At 61.2% G+C, this 21,803-nt stretch carries 24 protein-coding genes and 2 pseudogenes; 13 read left to right on the top strand and 13 right to left on the bottom strand.

The genetic code is table 11. The features are described from left to right. Positions 1-29 precede the first annotated feature (29 nt). From RTW82_RS21405 to RTW82_RS21375, 7 genes and pseudogenes are all read right to left on the bottom strand, one after another. Positions 30-458 (bottom strand): hypothetical protein, encoded by a 429-nt coding sequence (locus RTW82_RS21405; protein ID WP_316926406.1) that lies wholly within the window; start codon positions 456-458, stop codon positions 30-32. 126 nt (positions 459-584) lie between these two features. Next, a pseudogene (locus RTW82_RS21400) lies at positions 585-1,438 on the bottom strand (IS5 family transposase). A 251-nt stretch (positions 1,439-1,689) separates the two neighbouring features. Then, positions 1,690-2,718, bottom strand: a complete 1,029-nt coding sequence (locus tag RTW82_RS21395) for a restriction endonuclease (protein WP_316926405.1) — start codon at positions 2,716-2,718, stop codon at positions 1,690-1,692. Between the two features lie 61 nt (positions 2,719-2,779). Beyond that, a complete protein-coding gene (locus RTW82_RS21390) occupies positions 2,780-4,060 on the bottom strand; it encodes a hypothetical protein (protein WP_316926404.1) in 1,281 nt (426 codons plus the stop codon). An 84-nt stretch (positions 4,061-4,144) separates the two neighbouring features. Further along, a pseudogene (locus RTW82_RS21385) lies at positions 4,145-4,502 on the bottom strand (hypothetical protein). A 179-nt stretch (positions 4,503-4,681) separates the two neighbouring features. After that, entirely contained in the window at positions 4,682-4,933 is a 252-nt protein-coding gene (locus RTW82_RS21380; protein WP_316926402.1) for a hypothetical protein, read from the bottom strand. Continuing rightward, on the bottom strand, positions 4,930-5,397 hold the full coding sequence (locus RTW82_RS21375) for a Bro-N domain-containing protein (protein WP_316926401.1): 468 nt from the start codon (positions 5,395-5,397) through the stop codon (positions 4,930-4,932). The genes RTW82_RS21380 and RTW82_RS21375 overlap by 4 nt, the downstream gene beginning before the upstream one ends. Positions 5,398-5,552: 155 nt before the next feature. Here RTW82_RS21375 and RTW82_RS21370 point away from each other — a divergent pair, with 155 nt between their 5' ends. From RTW82_RS21370 to RTW82_RS21340, 7 genes are all read left to right on the top strand, one after another. Beyond that, positions 5,553-7,451 (top strand): LA2681 family HEPN domain-containing protein, encoded by a 1,899-nt coding sequence (locus RTW82_RS21370; RefSeq protein ID WP_316926400.1) that lies wholly within the window; start codon positions 5,553-5,555, stop codon positions 7,449-7,451. A 256-nt stretch (positions 7,452-7,707) separates the two neighbouring features. Next, positions 7,708-8,865 (top strand): acyl-CoA dehydrogenase family protein, encoded by a 1,158-nt coding sequence (locus tag RTW82_RS21365; protein WP_316926399.1) that lies wholly within the window; start codon positions 7,708-7,710, stop codon positions 8,863-8,865. After that, positions 8,862-10,049: an acyl-CoA dehydrogenase family protein gene (locus RTW82_RS21360; protein WP_316926398.1), complete on the top strand. Its 1,188-nt coding sequence runs from the start codon at positions 8,862-8,864 to the stop codon at positions 10,047-10,049. Before RTW82_RS21365 ends, RTW82_RS21360 begins: the two co-directional genes overlap by 4 nt. An 11-nt stretch (positions 10,050-10,060) precedes the next feature. Beyond that, positions 10,061-10,843, top strand: coding sequence for an SDR family oxidoreductase (locus RTW82_RS21355; protein ID WP_111264712.1), 783 nt, complete (start codon positions 10,061-10,063; stop codon positions 10,841-10,843). Positions 10,844-10,845: 2 nt separating this feature from the next. After that, the gene (locus tag RTW82_RS21350; protein ID WP_316926397.1) at positions 10,846-11,307 is read left to right on the top strand and encodes a MaoC family dehydratase; all 462 of its coding nucleotides are present in this window, start codon (positions 10,846-10,848) and stop codon (positions 11,305-11,307) included. A gap of 131 nt (positions 11,308-11,438) precedes the next feature. Continuing rightward, on the top strand, positions 11,439-12,641 hold the full coding sequence (locus RTW82_RS21345) for an acetyl-CoA C-acyltransferase (RefSeq protein WP_316926396.1): 1,203 nt from the start codon (positions 11,439-11,441) through the stop codon (positions 12,639-12,641). 10 nt (positions 12,642-12,651) lie between these two features. After that, positions 12,652-13,041 carry a nuclear transport factor 2 family protein gene (locus RTW82_RS21340; protein ID WP_316926395.1) on the top strand — a complete coding sequence of 130 codons (390 nt, stop codon included), beginning with the start codon at positions 12,652-12,654 and terminating at the stop codon, positions 13,039-13,041. 151 nt (positions 13,042-13,192) lie between these two features. On the opposite strand, the gene RTW82_RS21335 is transcribed toward RTW82_RS21340, so the two are convergent. After that, positions 13,193-13,969, bottom strand: coding sequence for an SDR family oxidoreductase (locus tag RTW82_RS21335; RefSeq protein WP_316926394.1), 777 nt, complete (start codon positions 13,967-13,969; stop codon positions 13,193-13,195). A gap of 403 nt (positions 13,970-14,372) precedes the next feature. Here RTW82_RS21335 and RTW82_RS21330 point away from each other — a divergent pair, with 403 nt between their 5' ends. The 6 genes from RTW82_RS21330 to pbpG all read left to right on the top strand — a co-directional run bounded on the left by RTW82_RS21330 (position 14,373) and on the right by pbpG (position 19,792). Further along, positions 14,373-15,200 carry an alpha/beta fold hydrolase gene (locus tag RTW82_RS21330; protein WP_316926393.1) on the top strand — a complete coding sequence of 276 codons (828 nt, stop codon included), beginning with the start codon at positions 14,373-14,375 and terminating at the stop codon, positions 15,198-15,200. Then, positions 15,197-15,988: a fumarylacetoacetate hydrolase family protein gene (locus RTW82_RS21325; protein WP_316926392.1), complete on the top strand. Its 792-nt coding sequence runs from the start codon at positions 15,197-15,199 to the stop codon at positions 15,986-15,988. Before RTW82_RS21330 ends, RTW82_RS21325 begins: the two co-directional genes overlap by 4 nt. Before the next feature lie 13 nt (positions 15,989-16,001). After that, positions 16,002-16,910 (top strand): acetaldehyde dehydrogenase (acetylating), encoded by a 909-nt coding sequence (locus RTW82_RS21320; protein ID WP_316926391.1) that lies wholly within the window; start codon positions 16,002-16,004, stop codon positions 16,908-16,910. A 12-nt stretch (positions 16,911-16,922) separates the two neighbouring features. Continuing rightward, the gene (gene dmpG, locus RTW82_RS21315) at positions 16,923-17,957 is read left to right on the top strand and encodes a 4-hydroxy-2-oxovalerate aldolase (RefSeq protein ID WP_316926390.1); all 1,035 of its coding nucleotides are present in this window, start codon (positions 16,923-16,925) and stop codon (positions 17,955-17,957) included. Positions 17,958-18,105: 148 nt separating this feature from the next. Next, positions 18,106-18,450 carry a hypothetical protein gene (locus RTW82_RS21310; protein ID WP_316926389.1) on the top strand — a complete coding sequence of 115 codons (345 nt, stop codon included), beginning with the start codon at positions 18,106-18,108 and terminating at the stop codon, positions 18,448-18,450. A 409-nt stretch (positions 18,451-18,859) separates the two neighbouring features. Further along, positions 18,860-19,792 (top strand): D-alanyl-D-alanine endopeptidase, encoded by a 933-nt coding sequence (pbpG, locus tag RTW82_RS21305; protein WP_263401281.1) that lies wholly within the window; start codon positions 18,860-18,862, stop codon positions 19,790-19,792. Positions 19,793-19,861: 69 nt separating this feature from the next. Here pbpG and RTW82_RS21300 read toward each other — a convergent pair whose 3' ends face one another. The 5 genes from RTW82_RS21300 to RTW82_RS21280 all read right to left on the bottom strand — a co-directional run bounded on the left by RTW82_RS21300 (position 19,862) and on the right by RTW82_RS21280 (position 21,784). After that, positions 19,862-20,149, bottom strand: a complete 288-nt coding sequence (locus RTW82_RS21300) for a HigA family addiction module antitoxin (protein ID WP_043242556.1) — start codon at positions 20,147-20,149, stop codon at positions 19,862-19,864. A gap of 10 nt (positions 20,150-20,159) precedes the next feature. Beyond that, positions 20,160-20,438 carry a type II toxin-antitoxin system RelE/ParE family toxin gene (locus RTW82_RS21295; RefSeq protein WP_043242561.1) on the bottom strand — a complete coding sequence of 93 codons (279 nt, stop codon included), beginning with the start codon at positions 20,436-20,438 and terminating at the stop codon, positions 20,160-20,162. Positions 20,439-20,491: 53 nt separating this feature from the next. After that, positions 20,492-21,190: an LrgB family protein gene (locus RTW82_RS21290; protein WP_316926388.1), complete on the bottom strand. Its 699-nt coding sequence runs from the start codon at positions 21,188-21,190 to the stop codon at positions 20,492-20,494. Then, the gene (locus tag RTW82_RS21285; RefSeq protein ID WP_316926387.1) at positions 21,187-21,543 is read right to left on the bottom strand and encodes a CidA/LrgA family protein; all 357 of its coding nucleotides are present in this window, start codon (positions 21,541-21,543) and stop codon (positions 21,187-21,189) included. The genes RTW82_RS21290 and RTW82_RS21285 overlap by 4 nt, the downstream gene beginning before the upstream one ends. Before the next feature lie 106 nt (positions 21,544-21,649). After that, the gene (locus RTW82_RS21280; protein WP_271660225.1) at positions 21,650-21,784 is read right to left on the bottom strand and encodes a hypothetical protein; all 135 of its coding nucleotides are present in this window, start codon (positions 21,782-21,784) and stop codon (positions 21,650-21,652) included. Between the last annotated feature and the right edge of the window lie 19 nt (positions 21,785-21,803).

The raw sequence follows: 21,803 nt of genomic DNA, 5'->3' as shown, positions 1-21,803 counted from the left end.
AACGCCGTTGCCCCACACGCAGCCGCTACTTAATCCGGCGAAACCGGAAAGCCCGGTGGCTGCGCGGGGAAGCGCTCAACAGGGAGCACCTGGTCCTTTCCCGCCCAATACAGCAAACCGTCGGGTTCGTATTGAAGGGGGATATCGCACCTCTTCATGAGGAACTCTTGGCAGTAGATTTCAGAGGCCTGCGCCGGGTAGGGCTCGAATACGAACCTGTAGGTTCTTTCTTCGCCCGATCCCTTGATGCTGTAGGTGATGGATGGGGCCGGCTTGTCGCCGGTCAGCAGGATTTTCAGGGATGACTTCGGCTCGATGATTTCGCAGATCGTCACTATGTAGTTCAGGTTGCAGACCTGGATGCGCGCATCGCTGTTGTTGAATACGATCATTTCGACCAGAAACGAGCATCCCGACAGGGCAAGCGTGGCGGCCAGTACGGCGAGCAGTCTGAGCATGGGGTTTGTACGCATCCGTGGTGGTGGTCTTTCATCCCAGGAGCAGGGTGGCGGGCACCGCTCTTCTGAGCTGTCAGAGGCTGCAAGCTCTCAAACTAAACCAGTTCTTATAGAAGACGTTGATATCTAGGTTCTGTACGAAAAGTACTGCCGCAGGCATCGCAGCGTGCAAGCCAGCGTGACCATTGCGGCAAAACTCCTGGCGAGCTTGTCGTAACGGGTGCCAATTCTCCGGTTCTCTTTTAGCCAGCCAAACATCCGCTCGATGATGTTCCGCTGCCGGTATTTCGGACGATCAAACAGTCGGGGTAGTCCTGGCTTGGGTTTGCGCTTCATGGCGCGCTGCGGAATCACCGGCTGCATGCGGTAGCGGTCGCAGTACTGGCGCAGATGCTCGGCATCGTAACCTTTGTCTGCCAGTAACCAACGGCAGCGCTTACGAGGTCGTCCCGACTTTCCGGGGATACGTACCTGATCTAAGAGTGGCTGAGCATGGCCAATGTCGCTGGCCTGCCCGGGTGACAGCATGAAGCGGAGAGGTATCCCGTTGGCATCGCAGATCAGGTGAATCTTGGTGGTTAGGCCGCCTCGGCTACGTCCCAATGCATGATCTACCGGTTCTTCTGGCCCCCCTTTTTCCCGGCGCCAGAAGAGGCTCGGGTTGCACGCACCGCGGTGGAGTCGATCATCCACGTATCCAGGTCGATCAGGCCTTCCTGATTCAACCGGACGTGCAATCGCTCAAGTACTCGGTTAAACGTGCCGTCGTCTCGTCAGTCACGGAACCGTTGATAAACCGTCGACCACGGGCCGAAACGTTCCGGAAGATCACGCCAGGCGGCTCCGGAGCAGAGGATCCAAAAGATGCCGTTGAGCACCAGCCGATCATCACTTCGAGGTCGGCCCATCTTCTGTTCCGGGGCAACCAGATCCTTGATCAACTCCCAGCCCGCATCTGGGAGTTCGTAGCGCCTTGCCATGTGGGCCTCCAGCCAATCATGGTGGCGATTCTACCTGTACCGACTTTTCGTACAGAACCTAGAAAAGCTTTCACTGAATTCTTATTTTTTAATTTTAAGTGGTTCTCGTTTTTCTTTTTGGGAAATTTTTGATTGAAGTGTCTTCCCTACTATGTATGTAAAACCAACCTTCTTTTGGTTTTGTGGGTATTGCTGAATTAATTGCAAATAGAATAAATGCAGTAATGCCAAAGATCTCAGTTGCTAAAGGCTTATCGAGGTAGGGACAGTAAAAAATCATCGACCAGCTTAAACAAGAGATCTGTTGGGTCGTCTCCCTCTTCTTTCATTTGAAGCATATTGCATACTTCGTTGTCATCTATTGATAGAATTAATTTTCCATGTTCGCGCATCGCTCCTTGCATCATGCTAATGGCATTTTTATCTGCCCCAAGTCTGGTGAAAATAATTGCAACCCTTCTTAGTCCGCGCTCGAGAAGATATTTTTCAGTCGTGAGAATTTGTCCTTGTTTGATCTTTGAGGAGTAATTTTTGAATTCAAAAATGATATAACGGCTATTTAAGTTATCTACTAAAAACTTCCAGAACTCTGTGGTTGGACTAACTCTGCAAACGAAGTCATAGCGGCTTGCCCCGCCATCAGTGCTTTTTTGCTTATGCCAGCCTTTAAGGTCATTGGGGAATAGGTACATTAAAATTTCCGCGCATATAGCTTCATATAGTGCCCAATGTGCCTTGCCCTTTTTAATTGATTTGAGCTTTTCGCAAAGCTGAGTTCCTGTGGAGTCAATCTGCGGGGTTGGCTTTTCGTCAAGCTTCTTGTCTCTGTTTTTTAGCTCTAATCTTGTTGATTGTTGATCAACTATAAAGTCCGGATCTAACTCAAGTAGTGCATCAAGTTCATCCAGAAGGCTAGGGTTCGTGGATGCCAAATTTCTTAAGTCAATTCGGTCCACAAAAACTATGCTGTATTTCTGCTCTAATGCGAGTCGAAATTCAGAGGTCAATATGCTTGATGTAACCAGCATGCCTTTTTCAACATTGCTCCTCAAACCATTCACGACGACTCTTGTGGCTGCAGACTCGATTAGCGATGGACGAGTTCTAGCGGTTCTGTAATATTTAACTTCAATTGCCCAGCTTTCATTAGTTAGCCTTCCAAGGAAGTCGAAGCCCTTATCTCCGCGTGTAGAGTTGAGCTGGATTTGAAAGTTATTTTCCTCGAGGATTCTACGTGCAAGACTTTCAAATCGTTTCCATGTTGGTTCTTCGAAATTCATGGTGTGTTGAAGTCCTTGAGGTAGCTGGTTGTTAGGGGGGGTTATTATGTATTTCGACGGATTATATGATTAGCAGGTTGTCTGATTTGGGGGATGATTTGAGCTCAAAAGTTCTATAGCCCCCATTTACGAAAAATACTGCATGCTTTCTGATGCCAGGTGCAGGAGAGCCCATGTCGTAGTTATATAGGCTGCCATCTACATCTTTCTTGGCAAGCTGATAGATATCCCCCTCTTGAAAGATAAAGTCGCTGGGGGTTATAGAGTAATCACCTCCCTCAATGATTGTGTTGGACTGGTTTACTGATGCCGCGCCAATTGGCGGAGTTACTTTAAACCAGTCGCTTCCATTCATTTGATGCGCGAGTTTGTGTGAGACTTCTATTTTGAATAGATGGTTAAGTAGGGAGTTGTTGAGGTGGTCTCTGACATAACTTGGTTGGTAGAATATTATTGCGTCAATACCATGGTTAGGGTCTTCAGTTATATTTTTTGCGTATTCTGAGATGTGTTCGTAATCTGCGCTTACATGTGTGCGTAGAAATATTATACGTGATACGGAGTTATCGGGGTTTGAGTGTTTTTTTATATTGGCAACTGCGTCTTTTAGACGATTTTTATATCTGTTTTTTTCAGAGTCTGGGCTTGGGCATTGAACAAAAACTATATCTGATGTGTGTGTTGGGGCTAGATCATAGACGCTGTGGAATATTGGGCGAGTATGGATTTGAATTCCTTTGACATTAGCAGAGCTTGGTGTGGCACCTAGGTGCTTTATTGTTTTTTCAATCGTATCAAAGTCATTCTCTGTTAAAGGGGTAGTGCTGGAAATATGAAGTTCTAGGTTAGATCTCTTCGATTTTAGGTGGTTTATCCACAGTCGTCTAAGTCGGACGCATCTAGCGTTGGTCTGTTTGTGGTAATCCGAAATGTCAATATTCTTTACGGAAATTAACTGGCTTGTATTGTTCGGATAAAGAACGGAAAAGTCATACCCCGGCTGCTTTTTTTGTGCTGGCAGAATTTTTGATTTATAAAGCCCAAAAAAACCGTAATATAGTATTTCCGTAAAAAAGCCATGTGCTTTTTCAGGCTCGTTTCGGATTCTTTTAATGGTCCCTTTCAACCAAGCTAGGTTCTCATCAGAAAATTTTTCTAGACATTTACCAAGTGTGTATAGCTCGACTGTGGCCAGGCGATCAGGTCTTTGCCATAGTTGCTGTATTCGGTGCCTTGATTTTCCATTAAGATAGTTTTCATTGAAGTGGCTAACGATTAATTCAAATATATAGCTTGCATCATCGTTTTCACTTAAGTCCGAAAGGTCTCTTCCTTTTATCATTAAGTATTCCTTGAGTATTTAAGGGCTGAGTTGGGGCATATAAGATGACTATTTCTAGATGCCTGCATTGGTACAGTCATCAAGTCACTTCCTTACATAACTCTTCTTCCCCCCCCGGCGTCAGGCAATAAACCCCGCCACGCGGTCCGGTACAGAACGTACTGGTACCGCATGCGCATCCACTGGACGAGTCGGCAAATCGACGCAGGGAGGGCGTTGCCTGATTGGGCGCTGTGCGTGAGGTGCCGAGGTAGGTGGGGCAACTGCGCTTCGATCCACTGATCGAACCGTCATTGCAGAGAAACAGGTCGCCGTCGCACCGGGCGATGCCGCCCTTGCTGCCGGAGCAAGGCGTATTGCCGGCGTACGCGGGCTGCGAAAGCGCCGCGAACGCCAAGGCGAGGAGGAGAAGGAAGCGGAGTGATTCGGGCACTTTGAGCATCCTTGCAAGTGATGGCTCGATGCTATCTCTCTAGTCCTGCCTCGGACAAGGTATTGGCGGGCAATTGCATGCTGCTTCCCCTGTTTTCCCGCTCAGTCTGTAGGGGCGATTTCAATCGCCCAAGGGCAACGCCGTTGCCCCAAAGGCCCCTCCCTATTCCGAGAGGGGCCAGACCCGGATCAGCTGGTCCAGAGGGGCAGCGCGCCCATCTTCATCAGTTGCCAGAAGTCCTGCTGGTTGCTGCGGCACAGGTCCACCATCACATCCATCAACGCACCCTCGCGGACGTCGTTGAGAAAGGGGCCAGGAGTACCTTCGCGCCGGCCCGCGTTGTCCTGGATGATCGCCGCGATCATATGCACCGCGTTCAGCCGTGAGTCCAGGCGCTCCAGCAGGTCGTGCAGGCGTTGCTGCTGCGTATCCGTGCTCATGCCGATACCTCCTTGCCGCTGGCCATGAACAGCGGCAAATCCCGCCAGGCCACCCACAGCTCGCCCTGCCAGCGCACCACGCCCAACTGCCGGCCCTCGTAGATCAGCGTTTCTCGAGTGGGGGTCGCATCGGGCGTGCGGTGATAGTCGTGCAGCGTCGGCACCAGCACCTCATTCAGCCAGCGACCCACCTCACCGTGCTTCGGCTTGCCGAACTGGAACAGCGCCCGGTAGGCGCCGATATCACTGATCACCACCACCTCTTCGTGGAAGTCATCGGTGTAGCCGAGGGAAAGGGTCTGCTGCTCGTGCGGCTCCAGGGCCGGGAGCAAAGGGAGGGCATCGGCCAAGCCGATCAACTGCGCGAAATCATGGGCGACGAACCAGGGTTGGTTGTCGATCATCACGGCGCGTAGGCGTTGGTGGTGGTGATAGAAAACGAAGGGGGTGAATACCTTTTTCATGGTGAATCTCCTCTTGCGATAGGAAGACTCCACCACCCGCGCTGTCATCGAGGGTGGCAGATCGCGCGGGGTTGACAGACCGAGGCAAGAGGACCCGGCAGACCACGAGGGTCTCCCCACGCGATCCGCCATAGAGCGTTGCAGTTGAAAACTGCATGCGAGCAAGGGCCTGCAGAAGCCATTCGCCGCTTCCGCATGCACCGTTGAGGCGCAATCGCGCCTCTTGCTTTCAGGCTGTCAAACCCGGCCACGGGATTGACCGTGGCCCGGGGAGGATAGGGAGGAGAGACTTTGAGGGCAAGGGCCTGGCAGTAGTCCGCCAGAACGATCGTTGGTGGCAAACAAAAATTGGCCTTCTCAAGTTAAGCTCAAGGCTTGGCCTAAGTCTCTCAATCGTTGGAGCTATTATTTACATGGGACGGACCTGCGTTGATCAAGATGCTGCAAAAATGGATGAGCTAATTGCAGCGCGTAAATATGATGAAATTGAAAAATTTATAGAGTTGTTGGGTTGTCGGTCGTACGGTGACTCTGAATTACGGGCGCATAATTACTATGTCGTTGGAAATGGTTACGCTGCACTTTCTGATCGATTGAAATCTCCTTGGAGTGAGAGATCTGGACTTCAAGTTAAGTTTTTCAAGAAAGCCCTATATGAGCCAGGATTCTCTGCGCTTAGTAGTGACTTGCGGAGTCGAGTGTATACAAATTTAGCTAATGCTCTTTGTAGGCAGGGGCGGTATCTCGAGGCTGTGGTTGAATATGATAGGGCTATAGCTATTTTCAACAACCCAGTGGCGTTTCTTTGTAAGGGGCAGGCTCTTCTTGAGTTTTCACGCGGCCTATATGATGAGGGGCATGGAATTTACTTTCAGAAAGAAGCTTATCCAATATTGAAATATGTTTATGAACACAAGGAGAATTTGTTCGATAAAGACCATCTGGCCACTATGAATGCTGCGAGGCATTTAATAGATTTTATCCAGTATTTTGATGAGAATTTTGAAGAAATTTGTGAGGCTTTCCCTCACTTGTCTACCATCCAGGGGCAAGTGGGAAAATCGCAGAAAGAGCGTTTGTATAAGCAGTGGTGTTTAGAGAATCGCCTTTTCATAAACGACTTGAACGAGATTTCTAACGACCCGGTTGCTGCTCGCGATGTGATGAGCACTCCCAGTGTGCGTTATTCGATTAATCCCTTGGTCGGTGTGGCCGAAAGTTTATGGTTAAGCGGTGGGTTCTCTGAGATTAAACACCAGTATGCGCACGCTAGATTTACTTATTTTGAAGCGATTGATAGTAAATACGCCAAAAAAGAGATATCTCATTATGCGAGTCATGACCTTTTTCTGACAAATTCTCTGGATTATTGTCTATATCGTCGTGATATCGAGCAGATTAAAATTTGCTTTAGGTTGCTGTATTCTTGTTTTGATAAGTTGGCTGTGCTTCTTTATAAGTATTTGGAGCCGGGCTCTACTGCTAGAGTTCATTTTTCCAATGTATGGTATGTGAGTGGGAAGGTAATTAGGGACAGATTTTTAGACTCAGAGAATCCTTTTCTTTTGGCCTTGTATTGGTTGTCCAGGGAAATAAATGATAATGAAGCTGAAGGGCATGATCATTGGATGGATCCAAATGCAGGGAAGCTGGCGGATATAAGGAACAAAATGGAGCATAGTGGCTTTAAGGTCGTTGTTGATGATCTTTATAAGATTACTAGAGCTTTTGAGCTTCAGTGTGAAAACGAAAAGTATGCGGAAATTTTAATTCGCATTAAGGAATGTGAGAGAGTGCTCAAGGGTGGAGTTCCGAAGGCGGAGCAAAAGAAAATAAAACTCAAAATAGCTGCTGATCAAGCCTTGCTTGAGGGGAAGGAAAATTTAAAAGGATACCCTCTTGTAATTACAGATAAGGAGCTGCGAAATCAAACATTGAGGCTCATGAGAAAGGTGCGGTATGCAATGGTTTATACGTCTCTTGCGATTTATTACGAGGAAGAGAGGCGAGATAAGTCAGGGATCGCCATCCCTTACGAAACTCCTATTTATTGAGCCTTTCTAAATAAATAAAGAGTTTAAGCCTGGCGCGAACGATGCCCGAGAAGCGAGAGCCCAGGCTGATCTATCGAGAGATAAGAACAACCCACTGGAGTGCGAACGGCAAAAGGTGAGTGCGGGAGTATCTATTGCCACGTTGCAGCTGCCTCATCACACGCATGTCACTCCCCGTCGTCCATCCGGACGATTCCTCCTTCCCCACAACCCGCCAGACTGCCGCCCAGCCCAGTAATCACCACAAGGCAGTCCCATGGAATTCGCGTTCAGCGATGAGCAGGAGATGATCCGCGAGTCCGCCGAGAGCTTTCTCGCGGATGTATCCGACTCCGCCGCCGTGCGTGCGGCGATGGCCTCCGAGCGGGGGTATGACCCTGCGCTGTGGCAGCGCCTGTGTACGGAGATGGTGTGGCCGGCCATTCATATTCCCGAGCAGTACGGCGGGTTGGGGCTGGGGTTCGTCGAGCTGGCGATTCTGCTGGAGCAGATGGGCCGGCGGCTGTTCTGCTCACCCTTTTTCGCCACGGCCTGCCTGGCCACGCCGGCGTTGTTGCTGGGCGGCAGTGATGCGCAGAAGGCGCGCTGGTTGCCGCAGCTGGCCGACGGCAGCCTGACCGCGACCCTGGCCTATGCGGGCAATAACCGCGAGGGGCTGGAGGCGGTGCAGGCGAACGTGCGCGCTGAGGGGCGGGGCTTTGTGATCGAGGGGCGCTTGCGCCAGGTGCTGGATGGCCACGAGGCGGGGCTGCTGGTGGTGGCCGCTCGGGGCGATGAGGGCGTCGAGCTGTTCGCCGTGCCCGCCGATACGCCCGGCATCCGCCGCCGCCTGGTGCCGACCCTGGACCCGACCCGCAAGCTGGCCCAGGTGGATTTCGAGCATGTGTATGTACCGGCCGATGCGCGCCTGGGGGCGGCGGGGCAGGGTGGGGCGTTGCTGGAGCAGGTGCTGCAGCTGGCCTGCGTGGCCCTGGCGGCAGAGCAGACCGGCGGCGCCCAGCAGGCGCTGGACCTGACCCTGGCCTACACCGCCGAGCGCCAGCAGTTCGGCCGCGCCATTGCCAGCTTCCAGGCCATCAAGCACCGCGCCGCCGACATGATGCTGGAGGTGGAGTGCGCGCGCTCCGCCGCCTATTACGCCGCCTGCGTGGCCGAGGAAGCGCTGGCCGCCAATGGCGATGCGACGGTCGCCGCCGAGTTGCCGCTGGCCGCTGCCCTGGCCAAGTCGCGTTGCTCGGAGGCGTTTTTCCACTGTGCGGCGGAGTCGATCCAGCTGCATGGCGGCGTCGGCTTCACCTGGGAATACGACCCGCACCTCTATTTCAAGCGCGCCCGGGCCAGCGAGGCCCTGTTCGGTGCGCCGGCCTGGCACCGCGAGCGCATCGCCGCCGCCCTCCTGGGAGATATCGCATGAAGATCCGTTTCAGCGAGGCGGACGAAGCCTTCCGCCTGGAGGTGGCCACCTGGCTGGCCGACAACCTGTGCGGCGAGTTCGAGCCGCTGCGCTTTCGCGGCGGGCCGGGGGACGAGCACAGCTTCCCCGAGGAGCGCAAAGCCTGGGAACGTAAGCTCGCCGAGGGCCGCTGGACCTGCGTCGGTTGGGCGCCGGAGCATGGCGGCCGGGGGCTTTCCATCAGCCAGCAGGTGATTTTCCACGAGGAGTACGCCCGCGCGGGCGGGCCCGGGCGCATGGGCCATATCGGCGAAGGGCTGGCCGGGCCGACCATCGCCGCCTTCGGCACCGAGGAGCAGAAGCGCCGCCTGTTGCCGGGCATCGTCAGCGGCACCGAGTTCTGGTGCCAGGGCTATTCGGAGCCCAGCGCGGGCTCGGACCTGGCCAATGTGAAGACCCGCGCCGTGCTGGAGAACGGCCAGTGGCGCATCAGCGGGCAGAAGGTCTGGACCTCGCTCGCCCACGAGTCCGAATGGTGTTTCGTGATCGCCCGCACCACGCCGGGCAGCGTCGGCCACCAGGGGCTGTCGTTCCTGCTGGTGCCGATGCGCCAGGCGCAGGTGACGGTGCGGCCCATCGAGCAGCTCACCGGCACCTCGGAATTCAACGAGGTGTTCTTCGACGAGGCGCTCACCGACGGGGCCAATATCCTCGGTGCGCCGGGCGATGGCTGGAAGATCGCCATGGCGCTGCTGGGCTTCGAGCGCGGCGTGTCCACCCTTGGCCAGCAGATGCTGTTCCACAACGAGCTGGAAGAGATCATCCGCATCGCCCGCGCCAACGGGGCGGCCCGCGACCCGCTGCTGCGCCAGCGTATCGCCGAGGCCTGGGGCGGGTTGCGCATCCTGCGCTACAACTCGCTGCGCATGCTCTCCGGTGCCCAGGACGGTTCGCTGCGCCGCGAGGCGATGATCTACAAGCTGTGCTGGGCTGATTGGCACGTGGCGCTGGGCAAGCTGGCCATGGACGTGCTCGGCCCCGACGCCGAACTGCTCGACGGCGCGCCCTACGAGCTGGGGCGCCTGCAGTCGATGTTCCTCTTCAGCCGCTCGGATTCCATCTACGGCGGCAGCAACGAAATCCAACGCAACATCATTGCCGAACGCGCGCTGGGCATGCCCCGCGAGCCGCGCGTGCGCGCCTGAGAGGTCACTGCATGAACGTCCCCAACTACGTACCCGGCCACGGTTTGCTGCGTGGCCGCTCGGTGCTGATCACCGCCGCCGCCGGTGCCGGCATCGGTTATTCCGCCGCCCTGCGCGCCGCCGAGGAAGGCTGCCGCGCGCTGATGATCAGCGACATCCACGAGGGCCGGCTGCAGGAGGCGCGGGAAAAGATCCGCGCCGCCACGGGCCTGGAGCAGGTGCACGCGCAGGTGTGCAACGTCACCGACGAAGCCCAGGTGCGCGCGCTGGTGGAGGCCGCCGAACGCGAGCTGGCGGGCGTGGATGTGCTGATCAACAACGCCGGCCTCGGCGGCTCGCGCCTGCTGGTGGAGATGAGCGATGAGGAATGGCAGCGGGTGCTGGACGTGACCCTCACCGGCACCATGCGCATGACCCGCGCCATGCTGCCGAAGATGATGGAGCGCCAGGGCGGGGTGATCGTCAACAACGCCTCGGTGCTCGGTTGGCGCGCGCAGAAGGAGCAGAGCCACTACGCCGCCGCCAAGGCCGGGGTGATGGCGCTGACCCGCTGCGCGGCGGTGGAGGCGGCTGAGCATGGCATCCGCATCAACGCGGTGAGCCCGAGCATCGCCCTGCACGACTTTCTCAAGCGCTCGGCCCCCAGGGAGCTGCTGGACCAGCTCGCCTCCCGCGAGGCCTTCGGCCGCGCCGCCGAGGTGTGGGAGGTGGCCAACGTGATGATGTTCCTGGCCAGCGACTACAGCTCCTACCTGACCGGCGAAGTGCTGTCGGTCTCCAGCCAGAGGGCCTGAGCATGACCCGCATCTTCGAAACCCCCACTGTGCTGTTGCAGCGGGTGGGCGAACCACTGGGCGAGAGCGAGTGGATCACCCTCGACCAGGCGCGCATCGACGGCTTCGCCGAGGCCACGGGCGACCACCAGTGGATCCACGTAGACCCGGTGCGTGCGGCCAGCGGCCCCTTCGGCGCCTGCATCGCCCACGGCTACCTGACCCTGGCGCTGGTGAACCTGTTCCTGCCGCAACTGCTGGAGGTGCGAGGCGTGGCCATGGGCGTGAACTACGGCTGCGACAGGGTGCGCTTCCCCAACGTGGTGCGCGTGGGCAGCCGCGTGCGCGGCCGCGCCGAACTGGTGGCCGCCGAGGAAGTGAAAGGCGGCGTGCAGGCCACCGTGCGCGTGAGCGTGGAGATCGAAGGCGAAGAGCGGCCGGGCTGCGTGGTGGACACCATCAGCCGGTATTACGCGGCCGTGTGAGCGCTTTTGTTGGGGCGAATTCATTCGCCCAGCAGGCCTCAGGCCTGCCCTGCAAACCGCGATGGGGCAGCTGCGCTGCCCTTGGCGAATGAATTCGCCCCTACAGGGCACTGATGAATCCGGAGTTATCCATGAAAGAAGCCGTAATCGTTTCCACCGCTCGCACGCCCATCGGCAAGGCCTTCCGTGGGGCGTTCAACGACACCGAGGCGCCGGCGATGGGCGGGCATGTGGTGGGCGAGGCGTTGCGCCGCGCCGGCATCGCCCCAGGGGAGGTGGACGATGTGATCATTGGCGCCGCCGCCCAGCAGGGTACCCAGGCCTATAACCTCGGGCGGCTCTGCGCCATGGCCGCCGGGTTGCCGTCGAGCGTGGCCGGCATGGCGGTGGAGCGCCAGTGTTCCTCGGGGCTGATGAGCATCGCCCTGGCAGCGAAAGGCATCATCTGCGACGAGATCGACATCGCCGTGGCCGGTGGGCTGGAGTCCATCTCCCTGGTGCAGAACAAGCACAAGAACAGCTACCGCAACCAGTCCGAGGCGGTGCTGTTGCACGACCCGCGCGCCTACATCCCGATGATCGAGACCGCCGAGATCGTCGCCGAGCGCTACGGCATCAGCCGCGAGGCCCAGGACGAATACGCCTACCAGAGCCAGCTGCGCACCGCCCGGGCCCAGGCCGCCGGGCTGTTCGACGCCGAGCTGGCACCCCTGGCCGCACAGCGCCTGGTGGTGGACAAGGCCAGCGGCGAGAGCCGCCACGAGCCGGTGACGCTGACCCGCGACGAGTGCAACCGCGCCGACACCAGCCGCGAGAGCCTCGCCGCCCTGGCGCCGGTGTGGGCGGGCGGCCAGTGGACGGGCCCCGGGCGCTTCATCACCGCTGGCAACGCGTCGCAGCTCTCCGACGGCGCCTCGGCCTCGGTGCTGATGAGCGCCCAGGAGGCGGCGCGCCGTGGCCTGGAGCCTTTGGGCCTGTATCGCGGCCTGGCGGTGGCCGGCTGCGACGCCGACGAGATGGGCATCGGCCCGGTGTTCGCCATCCCCAAGCTGCTCAAGCGCCACGGCCTGAGCGTAGATCACATCGGCCTGTGGGAGCTGAACGAGGCCTTCGCCTGCCAGGTGCTGCATTGCCGCGATGTGCTGGGCATCCCGGACGAGCGCCTCAACGTCAACGGCGGCGCCATCGCCATCGGCCACCCGTTCGGCATGTCCGGTGCGCGTATGGTCGGCCATGCGCTGATCGAGGGTAAGCGCCGTGGCGTGCGCTACGTGGTGGTGAGCATGTGCATCGGCGGCGGCATGGGGGCCGCCGCTCTCTTCGAAGTCGCTTAAGGAGCTTTCTATGATCAGCCCGCAACAGATCCAGCAGACCATGGCGCGTTACATCGAACTGGTGGACGCCTGCGATATCGACGGCATCGTCGCGCTTTATTCAGCCGAGGCCACGGTGGAAGACCCGGTGGGCAGCCCGCTGCACCGTGGGCGCGAGGCCATTGCGCAGTTCTACCGCGAGGGCCTGGGCCGCGCCAACGCCCGCGCCCGGCAGACCGGCCCGGTGTCCGCCAGCCACGCCGGCAGCGGGGCGGTGCCCTTCTGCGTCGACGTCGACTGGAACGGCGCGCCCTGTTCGATCCAGGTGATCGACGTGATGGAGTTCGACGACGACGGCCTGATCCGCTCCATGAAGGCCTATTGGGGCGAGGCCAACCTGGTGCCCCGGGACCCGTCATGAGCCCGGAGTCTGCGGCTCGGGATTGATGGGTTTCGTACCTCGCGTAACGCCGCTCGACCCATGCCACGGACACGCGTTCGTAGGATGGGTAGAGCGCAGCGAAACCCATCAAGGCGCTTCAAGTCGGAACGGTGTTTCCGGAGCCTGGCACCTACGGATTCACGCCGGCGGCACTGAGGAATGCCGGTTTCTCCCCGCCGCCATGCACGCAGATATCCGCGCCGCTCACGTAGCTGGAAAGCGCTGACGCGAGGTAGAGGCAGGCATCGCCTATGTCCTCCGGCGTGGCCATGCGTTGCAGGGGAATGCCCGCCGCCACCCGCGCGACGCCTGCGGCATCGCCGTAATGCAGCTCGGCCTGCTCGGTGAGGATGAGCCCGGCGGTCACCGCGTTGACCCGCACCTTGGGCGCCCATTCCACCGCCAGGGAGCGGGTGAGGTTGAGCAGCCCGGCCTTGGCCGCGCCATAGGCGGCGGTGCCGGGGGAGGGGCGGGTGGCGCTGACGCTGCAGATGTTGATGATGACGCCGCCTTCGGTCTGCCCTTGCATCACTCCGTTGGCCAGCTGGCAGAGGTTGAGCGGGGCCAGCAGGTTGAGGCGCAGGATGGATTCCGAGAAGCGCGGCGAGGCCGTGGCCGCCTCGGCATGGGGCGCGCCGCCGGCGTTGTTGATCAGCACGTCCAGCCGGCCGAAGCGTGCTTCGATGCCGTTCACCAACGCCTGTAATTGTTCGATGTCGCGCACATCGCAGGGGATGAAGTGGGCGCTGCGCCCTGCGTGGCTGGGCAGCTCATCCGGCGCCTGGCGCCCGCAGATCACCACCTCGCCGCCCTGCTGCAGAAAGCGCAGGCTGATGCCCCGCCCCACGCCCTTGCCGCCGCCCGTTACCAGCACCACCTTGCCGGTGAAATCCAGTGCATCGCCCATTGCCGCATCCTCTTCATTTATAGATGCGTGCAGGCTAGGGCTTGCCCGCCCCGCTGCCGACGTCCGAGGGGACTAGGTGCGCGATGGACCTGTAGGGGCGAATTCATTCGCCCAAGGGTGGCGAAGCCGCCCCCGGTGAGGTTCGTTGGGCAGACCTGCGGTCTGCTTGGCGAATGAATTCGCCCCTACATCGATGTGCCAGGGCATGTGGATAGTCGCGGTGTGGGACTCCGATGGTGGATGAAAAGAGCGTCATCCACCCTACATCCCGGTGGTATCTCGGTGTGGCTGTAGGTTGTTGTGGGAAGGGGGAGTGCCGGGGCGCTGCTAGTCCTCTCGGACGATGTTGCCCAGCGGGGTGGGCCGAATAATCCGGCTACGACAACCAACCGAGGAGAGCTCCATGGGCGCGCTACCGCAAGGGCGTTTCGTCACGCTGCCGGATGGCCTGCGACTGCACTACCTGGACATCGGCGAGGGTGAGCCGGTGGTGTTCATCCACGGCAGCGGCCCGGGGGCCAGCGGCCACAGCAACTTCAAGCAGAACCACCCGGTGTTCACCGAGGCCGGCTACCGCTCGATCGTGCCGGACCTGCCCGGCTATGGCGCCTCCGACAAGCCGGAAACCGTCTACAGCCTGGACTTCTTCGTCGCCGCCCTGAGCGGCCTGCTGGATGCCCTGGATATCCAGCGCTGCGTGCTGGTGGGCAACTCCCTGGGCGGGGCCATCGCCATCCAGCTGGCGCTGAACGAGCCCAAGCGCGTTAGCCGCCTGGTGCTGATGGCGCCCGGCGGGCTGATGGAAAAGGAGCAGTACTACCTGCAGATGGAGGGCATCCAGAAGATGGGCGCGGCCTTCGCCAATGGCGAGCTCAACGACGCCGCCGGCATGCGCCGCCTGCTGGGCCTGCAGCTGTTCGACCCGGCGCTGATCACCGATGAAACCGTCAACGAGCGCGTGGCCGTGGTGCAGCAGCAACCGCGCTGCGTACTCGGCAGCATGCAGGTGCCCAACCTCACCGAGCGCCTGGCCGAGCTGGCCTGCCCGATCCTCGGTTTCTGGGGCATGAACGACAAATTCTGCCCGGTATCCGGTGCGCAGACGCTGATGGAGCGCTGCCGCGACATCCGTTTCGTGCTGCTCAGCGAGTGCGGGCACTGGGTGATGGTGGAGCACCGCGAGCTGTTCAACCGCACCTGCCTGGACTTCCTCGCGGAGGGCCGGCCATGAACGAGGTGCTGCATCGCCTGCATGGCGAGGCGCTGTACCAGGCGCTGATCGGCGGTCGCACCCTGGAGCCGCTGACCACCCGCTGGCCCGAGATCACCCTCGACGACGCCTACCGCGTGTCCCTCTACGCCATGGAGCGGCGCGTGGCGGCGGGGGATGTGGTGGTGGGCAAGAAGATCGGCGTCACCTCGGTGGCGGTGCAGCGCATGCTCGATGTGCACCAGCCGGACTTCGGCTTCATCACCCGCGACATGGCGTTCGAGGACGGCGCGCAGATTTCCCTCTCCGCCAACCGCCTGATCCAGCCGCGCGCCGAGGGCGAGATCGCCTTCCGCCTCAAGCACGACCTGCAGGGGCCGGGCGTCACCGAGCAGGACGTGCTGGAGGCCACCGCGTACGTGATGCCCTGCTTCGAGATCGTCGACTCGCGCATCTACGACTGGAAGATCCGCATCCAGGACACGGTGGCCGACAACGCCTCCTGCGGGGTGTTCGTGCTCGGCCGCGAGCAGGTGGACCCGCGCGAGCTGGACCTGCCCAACCTGCGCATGCAGGTGTTCAAGAACGGCACGCGCATCAGCGAGGGCCTGGGCTCGGCGGTGCAGGGCAACCCGCTGACGGCGGTGGCCTGGCTGGCCAACACCCTGGGCGCGCTGGGCATTCCCTTCAAGGCGGGCGAGATCATCCTCTCCGGCTCGCTGGTGCCGCTGGAGCCGGCCCGCGCCGGCGACGACTTCTCACTGACCATCGACGGCCTGGGCAGCGCCCAGGTGTCCTTCCGCGACTGACCGGGGCACGAACATGAACAGGAAACTCAAGGCGGCCATCATCGGGCCGGGCAATATCGGCACCGACCTGCTGATCAAGATGCGCCGCTCGGAATGGATCGAGCCGGTGTGGATGGTGGGCGTCGACCCGACCTCCGAGGGCTTGAAGCGCGCCGCCGAATTCGGCCTGAAGACCACCGCCGAGGGCGTCGACGGCCTGCTGCCGCATGTGCTGGACGACGACATCCGCATCGCCTTCGACGCCACCTCCGCCTATGTGCACGCGGAGAACAGCCGCAAGCTCAATGAGCTGGGGGTGATCATGGTCGACCTCACGCCGGCGGCCATCGGCCCCTTCTGCGTGCCGCCGGTGAACCTGCGCGAGCACGCGGCGACGCTGGCGATGAACGTCAACATGGTCACCTGCGGTGGCCAGGCCACCATCCCCATGGTGGCGGCGGTGTCGCGGGTGCAGCCGGTGGAGTACGGCGAGATCGTCGCCACCGTGTCGTCCGGTTCGGTGGGGCCGGGCACCCGGCAGAACATCGATGAATTCACCCGCACCACCGCCGGCGCGGTGGAGAAGATCGGCGGCGCCAGGCGCGGCAAGGCGATCATCGTCATCAACCCGGCCGAGCCGCCGCTGATGATGCGCGACACCATCCATTGCCTCACCGAGGGCGAGCCGGACCAGGCGGCGATCCGCGCCTCGGTGCTGGAGATGGTGCGCGAGGTGCAGCGCTACGTACCGGGCTACAAGCTGATCAACGGCCCGGTGTTCGATGGGCGCAAGGTCTCGGTGTTCATCGAGGTGGAGGGGCTGGGCGACTTCCTGCCCAAGTCCGCCGGCAACCTGGACATCATGACCGCCGCTGGCCTGCGCACCGCCGAGATGTTCGCCGAAGAGGCCCACAAGGGCGCTCTGAAACTACCCGCCCGCTGATTGGAGAACCCCATGAACCTGCAAGGTAAGCACGTGCGCCTGCACGACATGAGCCTGCGCGACGGCATGCACGCCAAGCGCCACCAGATCAGCCTGGACGAGATGATCGCCGTGGCCACGGGGCTCGACGCCGCCGGGGTGCCGCTGATCGAGATCACCCACGGCGACGGCCTGGGCGGCAGCTCGCTGAACTACGGCTTCCCGGCCCATTCGGACGAGGCGTACTTCGATGCGGTGATCCCCAGGCTCAAGCAGGCCAAGGTGTCCGCCCTGCTGCTGCCGGGCATCGGCACGGTGGAGCACCTGAAGATGGCCCACGGCTGCGGCGTTTCCACCATTCGCGTGGCCACCCACTGCACCGAGGCGGACGTTTCCGGCCAGCACATCGGCATGGCCGCGAAGATGGGCCTGGACACCGTGGGCTTCCTGATGATGGCGCACATGGTCAGCGCCGAGAAACTGCTGGAGCAGGCGCGGCTGATGGAGAGCTACGGCGCCAACTGCATCTATTGCACCGACTCGGCCGGCTACATGCTGCCCGACGAGGTGAGCGAGAAGATCGGCGTGCTGCGCGCGGGGCTGGAGGCGGGCACCGAGGTGGGCTTCCACGGCCACCACAACATGGGCATGGCCATCGCCAACTCCCTGGCCGCCATCGAGGCCGGCGCGGCACGCATCGACGGTTCGGTGGCCGGGCTCGGCGCCGGGGCGGGCAACACGCCGCTGGAGGTGTTCGTCGCGGTGCTGGAGCGCATGGGGGTGAACAGCGGCATCGACCTCTACCGCATCATGGACGTGGCCGAGGACCTGGTGGTGCCGATGATGGACCAGCCCATCCGCGTCGACCGCGACGCGCTGACCCTGGGCTATGCCGGCGTGTACAGCTCGTTCCTGCTGTTCGCCAAGCGCGCCGAGCAGAAGTACGGCGTCCAGGCCCGCGAGTTGCTGGTGGAACTGGGCCGGCGCGGCACCGTGGGCGGGCAGGAAGACATGATCGAAGACCTGGCCCTGACCCTCTCCCGCCAGCGCGGCGTGCTGCCCACGTAGCCCGGGCTTCAGCCCGGGGCGGGCGGTGCTCCGACCACCGCCCTTTTCCCACCACTGATCAGAAACCCGCCCCATGCGCCGAACCCGGCCATGGGGCGGTTGCCCAACGGACGTATCATCGGCACACAACCCTCAGCGAGGTACGGCCATGAAGCTCTTCCGTTGTGCGCTGCTGGCCCTGGTGGCGAGCGGCGCTATTCCCGCCCTGGCCGCCGAACCGAACGGGCAGCAGACCATCCGCGTCATCCCCAAGACCTACGTCAGCCCCGGCGCCAGCGGCAGCGTCGACACCTACGAAAGTAGCCAGCGCTACGACGTGTACGGCGGGCAGCGCGTGCCCAGCGACATCAACTCCACGCGCAGCAGCTCCGACTACAGCACCCAGGATATCCAGCAGCGCGGCGGCATCCGCCAGACCACCGAATACCCCAACGGCCTGATCATCGAGCGGGTACCGGGGCAGGGCACCACGCAGTATTACCGCCGCGAGTGATCCGTCGTTGTTTCTGTGGGAGCGAATTCATTCGCGATGCCAGGCCGCCGGCCTATCGCGGATGTACCCGCAGCGTAGGGTGGACCACGCTTCATCGGTCCACCAATCGAGGTCATGCCGGGCATCGCTGGTGGATGAATAAAGCGCCATCCACCCTACGCAGCGGTCATGAACCTGCCTGTGGATTGTCGCCTCTCCCGTGGGAGCACATTCATTCGCGATCGGTTTTTCCCGATGGCACCTCTGCGCCGATCTTCCGCTTCGCTTGGCTCTCCCGCTGCGAACGTGCTGCGAAAAAAAGCCTGTTGGCGACCGACGGGGGCTGAATCCACGGGCTTTTTGTTCTCTATAATGTCGACCCGTTCGCAACGGCGATCTTCATCCCAATCTGTATCTGGTAGCCCGTCACGTGAAAATCCGAACCTCGCTCTTCAAGGCCCTGTTCCTCTGCACCAGCCTCGCGCTGGCCAGCCCTGCCAACGCCCAGACCCCCGCGCCCCTGCGCGACCCGGCGCAACTGCAACTCGCCTCCGGCAGCGCCATGCTGCTGGACCTGAAGACCAACAAGATCATCTATTCCAACAACCCCGACCTGGTGGTGCCCATCGCCTCGGTCACCAAGCTGATGACCGCCCTGGTGGTGCTCGAAGCCAAGCAGTCGATGAGCGAAGTCATCGCCATCGACATCAGCCAGACCAAGGAAATGAAGGGCGTGTACTCGCGCGTGCGCCTGGGCAGCCAGGCCACCCGCCACGACATGCTGCTGATGGCGCTGATGTCGTCCGAGAACCGCGCCGCCGCGACCCTGGCCCACCACTACCCGGGCGGCTACCCGGCCTTCATCGCCGCGATGAACGCCAAGGCCCGTGCCCTGGGCATGAAGCACACCCGCTTCGTCGAGCCCACCGGCCTGTCGCTGAACAACGTCTCCACCGCCCATGACCTGGTGCAGCTGCTGGTGGCGAGCAACAAGTACCCGCTGCTCAGCGAGCTCAGCACCACCAAGGAAAAGACCATCACCTTCGTCAAGCCGCGCTACAGCCTGGGCTTCAGCAACACCAACCACCTCACCCGCAAGGCTGACTGGAACATCGAGCTGACCAAGACCGGCTTCACCGACGAGGCCGGCCACTGCCTGGTGATGCGCACCCGCATGGGCAACCAGCAGGTGGCCATGGTGCTGCTAGACGCCTTCGGCAAGTACACCCACTTCGCCGACGCCACGCGCATGCGCCGCTGGGTGGAAACCGGCAAGAGCGGCCCCATTCCGGTCGCTGCCAAGGCCTACCGCCAGCAGAAGGACTCGGCGCGCAAGCAGCAGATGATCGCCACGCCGAACTGATCCGGCGCGTCGCTCTTCACGTCCAGTGATCCAGGCCGGTGGGGTTCAACCCTGCCGGCCTTGTCGTGCTCAGGCGATTTCGGCGAAGCGCTCGATGGGTGGCTGCTCGCGTTGTTCGGCCTGCCAGAGGTCGTAGCTGCCCTGCATGGCCAGCCACATGCGCGCGGTGCTGATGCCGGCGCGTTCGAGCCGTACCGCCAGGTCCGGGCTGATCGGCGCGTGGCCGTGCATGATCCGCGACAGGGTTTCGCGGGCGATGCTCAGGCGCCGAGCCATCTCCGCGATGCTGATGCCCAGCGTGGGCAGCACATCCTCGAGGAGGATTTCGCCCGGGTGGGGAGGGTTGTGCTGGGTCATGTCGGCCTCCTCAGTGGTAGTCCAGGTAATCGAGCAGTTCGACGTCGTTGTCGATGAAACGGAAGATCACGCGCCAGTTGCCGCTGATGCTGATCGACCACCAGGACTCCAGGTCGCCTTTCAGCGGGTGCAAACGCCAGCCCGGGATATTCAAGTCGGCCGGCCCGTGGGCGTTTTCCAGCATCAACAGGGCGCGGGACAGACGCTTGGCGTGCTCCGCGATGATGCCCTTCGTCGAGCCCGTCTCGTAGAAGAGACGTAATCCCTTGTGCCTGAAGCTCCTGATCATGGCGAAGAATCGTGATCCATTGGGTCACGCTTTGCAAGCCACTGCCCGGCACCTCACCCCAGCATCACCGGCAACAGCACCGCCGTCGCCACGCCTGCCAGGCTCATGGCCAGGGCGGCGAAGGCGCCGGTCTCGCTGTTTTCCTGCAGCGCCTGGGCGGTGCCGACGGCGTGGGCGGTGAGGCCCAGGGCGAGGCCGCGCGCGGCGGGGTGGGTGACCCGTGCCATGCGCAACAGGGCCGGGCCGAGGGCGGCGCCGAGCACGCCGGTGATCATCACGAACACCGCCGCCAGCGAGGCGCTGCCGCCCAGTTGCTCGGCCACCAATATGGCGATGGGCGAGGTCACCGATTTCGGTGCCAGGGTCATCAGCATGGGGTGGCCGGCACCCAGCAGGTGGGCCAGCAGCAGGGTGAGCGCCAGGGTCACCGTGCCGCCCACGGCCAGGGCGATGAGCACCGGCCAGAACAGCTGGCGGATGCGTGGCAGGTTCAGGTACAGCGGCACCGCCAGGGCGACGGTGGCCGGGCCCAGCAGCAGCCAGAGCATGCTCGAGGCGCTGCGGTAGGTGGCGTAGTCGATGCCGCAGGCGAGCAGGGCGGCGACCACCAGCAGGGTGCCCACCAGCACCGGTTGCGCCAGCACCGAGCGGGTCTTCTCGAACAGCAGCAGCGCCAGCTGGTAGGCGCCCAGGGTCAGGGCGAGGTGGAACAGCGGGTGGTCGCTGACGCCGGGCAGCAGCGGGGCGCTCATGGGCGGTGCTCCGGGCGGCTGCGGCGGATCAGCACCTGCATCAGCCAGCCGGTGAGCGGGATGCCCACCAGAAGGGAGCCCAGCAGCGCGGCGGCGATGGCCCAGAAGTCCCGGCCGATGGTTTCCACGTGCAGCATGATCCCCACCGCCGGCGGCACCAGCAGCAGGGGCAGGTATTTCAGCAACTGGCCGCTGGCATCCCCCAGCGTCGCCGGCACCCCGCCGCGTAGCACGAGAAAAGCCAGCAGCAGGAGCAGGCCGAGCACCGGCCCCGGCAGCAGCGGGAGGAGGAAGTGGTTGAGGGCCGAGCCCAGGAGCAGGAACGACAACAGCAGGAACATCCCGCGCAGCATGGCGACGCTTTCCGAGTGACGAGTCGAGGGAGCGTCACTATGAAAGGTGCACGGTCCTGGAAAACAGCGCCAGTTGCCGGGGTAAAAGGCGGTGCAGACGGCGGCGTCAGGCCAGCCAGTCGTCCTTGTCGTCGGGCTCCTCGTCGGGCGCGAGCCCGTGGATGAGGTACCAGCGCACGGCGAGGTGGACCCCGACGGCGGCCGTGACCACCAGCAGGATGTGCAGCGACTCCGAATCCATGAGTTCCCCAGGGCAGTGA

Origin of the sequence: Pseudomonas sp. zfem005, from assembly GCF_032621735.1 — a bacterium.
Classification (GTDB): domain Bacteria; phylum Pseudomonadota; class Gammaproteobacteria; order Pseudomonadales; family Pseudomonadaceae; genus Metapseudomonas; species Metapseudomonas solani.
Note: the sequence above shows the minus strand (reverse complement) of the source record. Positions and strands in the feature narration are given on the sequence as shown.

Coding starts and splice junctions, on each gene's coding strand:
- RTW82_RS21375 (WP_316926401.1), bottom strand. CDS start 5,397: ATGAAAAAGGTATTCACCCCCTTCGTTTTCTATCACCACCACCAACGC.
- RTW82_RS21350 (WP_316926397.1), top strand. CDS start 10,846: ATGACCCGCATCTTCGAAACCCCCACTGTGCTGTTGCAGCGGGTGGGC.
- RTW82_RS21325 (WP_316926392.1), top strand. CDS start 15,197: ATGAACGAGGTGCTGCATCGCCTGCATGGCGAGGCGCTGTACCAGGCG.
- RTW82_RS21330 (WP_316926393.1), top strand. CDS start 14,373: ATGGGCGCGCTACCGCAAGGGCGTTTCGTCACGCTGCCGGATGGCCTG.
- RTW82_RS21380 (WP_316926402.1), bottom strand. CDS start 4,933: ATGAGCACGGATACGCAGCAGCAACGCCTGCACGACCTGCTGGAGCGC.
- RTW82_RS21295 (WP_043242561.1), bottom strand. CDS start 20,438: ATGATCAGGAGCTTCAGGCACAAGGGATTACGTCTCTTCTACGAGACG.
- RTW82_RS21345 (WP_316926396.1), top strand. CDS start 11,439: ATGAAAGAAGCCGTAATCGTTTCCACCGCTCGCACGCCCATCGGCAAG.
- RTW82_RS21395 (WP_316926405.1), bottom strand. CDS start 2,718: ATGAATTTCGAAGAACCAACATGGAAACGATTTGAAAGTCTTGCACGT.
- RTW82_RS21365 (WP_316926399.1), top strand. CDS start 7,708: ATGGAATTCGCGTTCAGCGATGAGCAGGAGATGATCCGCGAGTCCGCC.
- RTW82_RS21285 (WP_316926387.1), bottom strand. CDS start 21,543: ATGCTGCGCGGGATGTTCCTGCTGTTGTCGTTCCTGCTCCTGGGCTCG.
- RTW82_RS21310 (WP_316926389.1), top strand. CDS start 18,106: ATGAAGCTCTTCCGTTGTGCGCTGCTGGCCCTGGTGGCGAGCGGCGCT.
- RTW82_RS21280 (WP_271660225.1), bottom strand. CDS start 21,784: ATGGATTCGGAGTCGCTGCACATCCTGCTGGTGGTCACGGCCGCCGTC.
- RTW82_RS21405 (WP_316926406.1), bottom strand. CDS start 458: ATGCTCAGACTGCTCGCCGTACTGGCCGCCACGCTTGCCCTGTCGGGA.
- RTW82_RS21360 (WP_316926398.1), top strand. CDS start 8,862: ATGAAGATCCGTTTCAGCGAGGCGGACGAAGCCTTCCGCCTGGAGGTG.
- dmpG (WP_316926390.1), top strand. CDS start 16,923: ATGAACCTGCAAGGTAAGCACGTGCGCCTGCACGACATGAGCCTGCGC.
- RTW82_RS21290 (WP_316926388.1), bottom strand. CDS start 21,190: ATGAGCGCCCCGCTGCTGCCCGGCGTCAGCGACCACCCGCTGTTCCAC.
- RTW82_RS21340 (WP_316926395.1), top strand. CDS start 12,652: ATGATCAGCCCGCAACAGATCCAGCAGACCATGGCGCGTTACATCGAA.
- RTW82_RS21335 (WP_316926394.1), bottom strand. CDS start 13,969: ATGGGCGATGCACTGGATTTCACCGGCAAGGTGGTGCTGGTAACGGGC.
- RTW82_RS21300 (WP_043242556.1), bottom strand. CDS start 20,149: ATGACCCAGCACAACCCTCCCCACCCGGGCGAAATCCTCCTCGAGGAT.
- RTW82_RS21370 (WP_316926400.1), top strand. CDS start 5,553: ATGCGAGCAAGGGCCTGCAGAAGCCATTCGCCGCTTCCGCATGCACCG.
- RTW82_RS21320 (WP_316926391.1), top strand. CDS start 16,002: ATGAACAGGAAACTCAAGGCGGCCATCATCGGGCCGGGCAATATCGGC.
- RTW82_RS21390 (WP_316926404.1), bottom strand. CDS start 4,060: ATGATAAAAGGAAGAGACCTTTCGGACTTAAGTGAAAACGATGATGCA.
- RTW82_RS21355 (WP_111264712.1), top strand. CDS start 10,061: ATGAACGTCCCCAACTACGTACCCGGCCACGGTTTGCTGCGTGGCCGC.